At 70.2% G+C, this 3,433-nt stretch carries 3 protein-coding genes and 1 rRNA gene; all 4 read left to right on the top strand.

What is annotated here, in order from left to right; genetic code table 11:
* Nucleotides 1-93, top strand: a 5S ribosomal RNA gene (gene rrf / locus ACWEKM_RS16855); the annotation flags it as partial.
* A 61-nt stretch (nucleotides 94-154) separates the two neighbouring features.
* Nucleotides 155-799 carry an HAD family hydrolase gene (locus ACWEKM_RS16850; protein WP_451621930.1) on the top strand — a complete coding sequence of 215 codons (645 nt, stop codon included), beginning with the start codon at nucleotides 155-157 and terminating at the stop codon, nucleotides 797-799.
* A gap of 103 nt (nucleotides 800-902) precedes the next feature.
* A complete protein-coding gene (locus tag ACWEKM_RS16845; RefSeq protein ID WP_451621929.1) occupies nucleotides 903-2,174 on the top strand; it encodes an MFS transporter in 1,272 nt (423 codons plus the stop codon).
* Nucleotides 2,125-3,297: an acetoin utilization protein AcuC gene (locus tag ACWEKM_RS16840; protein ID WP_451621928.1), complete on the top strand. Its 1,173-nt coding sequence runs from the start codon at nucleotides 2,125-2,127 to the stop codon at nucleotides 3,295-3,297. The genes ACWEKM_RS16845 and ACWEKM_RS16840 overlap by 50 nt, the downstream gene beginning before the upstream one ends.
* Nucleotides 3,298-3,433 lie beyond the last annotated feature (136 nt).

The following is a 3,433-nucleotide window of genomic DNA, read 5'->3' as shown; positions in this document are numbered from 1 at the left end:
ACGCCCGGTTACATTCCGAACCCGGAAGCTAAGCCTTACAGCGCCGATGGTACTGCAGGGGGGACCCTGTGGGAGAGTAGGACACCGCCGAACTAAAATTGAAGAAGACCCCGCATCGTTATGATGCGGGGTCTTCTGCGTTTAGGGTCGAGGTATGCGCTATGACCTGGTCATCTTCGACAACGACGGGGTGCTCGTGGACAGCGAGCCCATCTCCAACCGGTTGCTCGCCGCCCATCTCACCGAACTGGGCCATCCGACCTCCTACGAGGACTCCCTGCGTGACTACATGGGCGCCGCCATGCATCGCGTGCACGATCTGGTGGCGGAACGGACCGGGCAGCGGCTGCCGGACGACTTCGACGACCTCTTCCATGCGCGTGTGTTCGCCGCGTTCGAGCGGGAGTTGAAGCCGGTGAGCGGGATCGTCGGTGTGCTGGAGAAGCTGGTCGCGGACGGGGTGCCGTACTGTGTGGCGTCTTCCGGGAGCCATGAGCGGATCCGGGTGGGGCATCGGACGACCGGGGTCGACCGGTGGTTCGAGGACTCCAGGATCTTCAGTGCTCAGGACGTGGGGCGCGGGAAGCCGGCGCCGGATCTGTTCCTGTACGCCGCCGAGCGGATGGGGGTCGCTCCCGCGCGGTGTGTTGTTGTGGAAGACAGCCCGCTGGGTGTGCGGGCGGCCGTCGCGGCCGGGATGGATGTGTGCGGGTTCACCGGCATGACGCCACCGGAGAAGCTGTCCGGCGCCCGGCAACTCTTTTCCGACATGCGGGAGTTGGCCGACCTGCTGATATGAAGCCGTCGGTCCCATGGCCGTGACGCTCATCACCGAAAGGTGAGGGGAATTCATCTTTGGCTGGATCTACCCATGGGTATCCCGGGGCCCTACGCTCGCGGCCATGACAGATGAGCTGCGGCGCGGCAGGGCCTCGTTGGCGTTCGGCTTCTTCGCCCAGGGCGCCGCGTTCGCCCTCCTCGTGACCCGCATTCCGGCCATTCAGGACCGGTACGGCGTCTCAGATGCCCTGCTGCCCGTCTTCCTGGCCGCCGTACCGGTCCTCGCCGGGGTCGGCAGTGTGACCACCGAGCAGTTGGTGAAGCGCGTCCGGCCCAGCCGTGTGCTGCGCTGGTCCCAGCCCGTGGTGCTGCTGGCGCTGCTCGGGGTCGGCGCCGGCCGTGAACTGGCCGCGCTGGCCATGGCGCTCGCGGCGTTCGGACTGGCCGTCGGCGCGCTGGACGCCTCGATGAACATGCTCGGGGTGAGCCTGCAACGGGCGTACGGGCGCAGCATCATGCTCAGTTTCCATGCCGTGTACAGCCTGGGCGGGATCGTGGGGGCCTCGCTGGCCTGGGCCGGGGCGCACTGGACGCTGGCGCTGTGGGTGTCGTATCTGCCGGTGGTGGCCGTGCTGCTGCCGGCGGTCCTGGTGGGAAGCCGGTGGTACGTGGACGGCCAACCGGCTCCCACGGCAGACGAGATGGGCGAGTCGGGCGAGTCGGGCGGGCCGGGCGAGAAGGACGGGAAAGTCGGGAAAGGCGGAGCGGACGGTGGGGGTGTCGTCTTCAGGGCGCTGCTTCCGCTGTGTCTGGTGATGACCTTCGCGTACATCGGGGACTCGACCGTCTCCAACTGGAGCGCCAAGTACCTGAAGGATGTGCTGGGGAGTTCGGAGCAGCTGGCGACGGTTCCGTACAACGTGTACATGGTGACCACGCTGGTGGGCCGGGCCGTGGGGGACTTCGGGGTGCGGCGGTTCGGGGCGGTGGCGGTCGTACGGCTGGGGTCGCTGGTGGCGGCGGCCGGGTTCGCGGTGGTGTCGGCCGCGCCGGGCGCGTGGGCCGGGATGCTCGGATTCACTCTGCTGGGGCTGGGTCTGTGCGTGCTGGTGCCGCAGACGTTCGCGGCGGCCGGGCGGCTGTTCCCGGGGGCCTCGGACGCGGCGATCGCCCGGCTCAATATCTTCAACTACGTGGGTTTTCTGATCGGTTCGCCGTTGGTGGGGGCGCTCGGGGACGCCTGGGGCTACCGCGGGGCGATGCTTGTGCCGATGGTGTTGGTGCTGGTGACGGTGGTGTACGCCCGCTCGTTCGAGGTCCGGGCGGACCGATACGGTGGCGAGCATGAGCGGCCGCGCACAGCTGATGTGGGACGAGGCGGTAACGGGCTATGACTTCGGCGCGGGCCATCCGATGGACCCGGTCCGGCTGGAGCTGACCCGGAGACTGGTGGGTGCCCTTGGGCTCGATCGCGCGGTGCAGGTCGTCGCGGCGAAGTCGGCGGGGGACTCCACGCTGCGGCTGGTCCACCGGGAGGACTACATCGAGGCGGTGAAGGCGGCCTCGGCGGATCCCGGGTCGGCGGACGGTTCGTACGGTCTGGGGACGGTGGACGATCCCGCGTTCGCCGGGATGCACGAGGTGTCCGCGCTGATCGCGGGGCAGTCGGTGGCGGCCGCGGAGGCGGTGTGGCACGGGGACGCGCTGCACGCGGTGAACTTCGCGGGCGGGCTGCACCACGCGATGCCGGGGGCCGCGTCGGGGTTCTGCATCTACAACGACGCCGCGCTGGCGATCGCCCGGCTGCTGGAGCTGGGGGCCGAGCGGGTCGGGTACGTGGACGTGGACGTGCACCACGGGGACGGGGTGCAGGCGGCGTTCTGGGAGGATCCGCGGGTCCTGACGATCTCGCTGCACGAGCACCCCCGGACGCTGTTCCCGCAGACCGGGTGGCCGCAGGAGACCGGGGCGGAGTCGGCGGCGGGGTCCGCGGTGAACCTGCCGCTGCCGGCCGGTACCGGGGACGCGGGGTGGCTGCGGGCGTTCCATGCCGTGGTGCCGGAGCTGCTCGCCGACTTCCGGCCCGAGGTGCTGGTGACGCAGCACGGGGCCGATACGCACTTCGAGGATCCACTGGCCCATCTGGCGGTCTCGCTCGACGCGCAGCGGGCGGTGCAACTGGCGTGCCATGAGCTGGCGCACGAGCACGCGGGCGGCCGGTGGATCGCGCTCGGCGGGGGCGGGTACGAGGTGGTGGGCGTCGTGCCGCGCTCGTGGACGCATCTGGTGGGGATCGCGGCGGGGCGGCCGGTGGCGCCGGAGACGGTGATCCCCGAGGGGTGGCGGCAGCATGTCTACGCCCGTACGCGGCAGTTGGGGCCGATGCGGATGACCGACGGCCGCTGGCCCGTGTCGTGGGCCGACTGGGAGTCGGGGTACGACCCGGCAGACCGTCTGGACCAGGCCGTACGGGCGACCCGCGGGGCGGTGTTCCCGCTGCGGGGGCTGTTGGCGTAAGCGCTCCGCTGGGTGGGGCCGTGTATGTGCCGTCGGTCGGCTGCGGCGCCATCGTGGCTGGTAGCGCAGTTCCCCGCGCCCCTTTGGGGTTGCTGTCCGTGGTCGGCTGGACCGGGGCGTTTGTGACCGTTGGGTG

This window comes from Streptomyces sp. NPDC004752 (assembly GCF_053601275.1).
This window is presented reverse-complemented; position numbering and strand designations above follow the sequence as displayed.